1 protein-coding gene is annotated in these 1,191 nt (G+C 32.7%); it reads left to right on the top strand.

The features are described from left to right. The first annotated feature begins 194 nt into the window (after positions 1 to 194). A complete protein-coding gene (locus GR929_RS21730) occupies positions 195 to 926 on the top strand; it encodes a hypothetical protein (RefSeq protein ID WP_159523929.1) in 732 nt (243 codons plus the stop codon). Positions 927 to 1,191 lie beyond the last annotated feature (265 nt).

Below are 1,191 nucleotides of genomic sequence, written 5' to 3'. Positions count from 1 at the left end.
TGTGTCATATTGCATACCGGGGAAAGCAAAACCCCGGTCCCCGGTTTTCAATCCGATTTTCCAGTCCATCCGGACGGAAAACCACAATAAAAACCGGTACGCAACATACACTTTACGTTAGCATTAATTATGAAAAGAGCATTGCATTATAGAATTATGACTAGTCTTTGATTGACATTAAACATAAAAGTGATATGACTACTGAATATGAAAATACATTAAGACTTTTAATAATCACCAAAATTGGAGACGATGATAATGCATCCTATAAAGTTTCTGACGAAAGAATTTCAAAATGGAAAGAAAAAAGAGAAATTGAATTAAAAAAAAACAAAGGAATTTTATCTGAAAATAGGATTATATATTATTCAGATTTTTATGACCTAAAGACTATAATCTTCAAAAATTGGGAAATATTCCTGCCGATACTTAAGAATAAAAAAAGATTTGAAATCTTTCATGACGAAATTGAGAATTTTAGAAATTCAGTTGCTCATGGAAGAAATTTAACATTGTCTCAAGAATACCTATTAAAAGGAATAACGTCTGACTTAAAAAACCAAATAACTATATATCACAATAAGAATGAGATGAAAGATGATTTTTTTATCGAAATTATTAGAATAACTGATAATCTAGGGAACACATGGAGCGATAGTATATCTAGACCAAAACCAATATTACGAGTTGGAGACAATTATGAATTAACAATTGAGGCAAATGACCCAAAAGACAGGAAGATATCGTATAAATTATATTCGTATAATAAATTTAATATGGTTCAAGAATCAAACCGATTCAATTTTGAAATAACGAATGATTTGGTAGGAAAAAGTGTTCATTTTCAAGCAACCGTAGAAACTCCAGATTCAAGCTATGAAAACTATGACATGATGGAATTATCGTTTATAATTTTACCTAAATAACTAATGCTAACAAAGTACATATTGCAGGGCGGGGTTCGGTGGTACGCCAACTGCGGATTCTCGTTTCGCAGTTCCGTGTCCTTCGGACAGGAACGCTCTCCGAAATCCGCCCCGACAACATGTACCAACCGTTATGCCTCATGTTGTCCCGTCCTAAAAAAAGGCTACACAAAATGTAGTAATTATGTATAAAAATGATGGTATCTTAAGAAGATACAGCGAGGGTTTCAAACTCAAAATTTTAGCCGAACTTAGTACAGGAAAA

Source organism: Sunxiuqinia indica, from assembly GCF_009847015.1.
GTDB lineage: Bacteria > Bacteroidota > Bacteroidia > Bacteroidales > Prolixibacteraceae > Sunxiuqinia > Sunxiuqinia indica.
The sequence above is the reverse complement of the archived record's forward strand: the minus strand, read 5'-3'. Positions and strand labels throughout refer to the sequence as shown.

What these genes read in the sequence shown, in the direction of transcription:
- GR929_RS21730 (WP_159523929.1), top strand. Translation starts at nt 195, where the DNA reads ATGACTACTGAATATGAAAATACATTAAGACTTTTAATAATCACCAAA.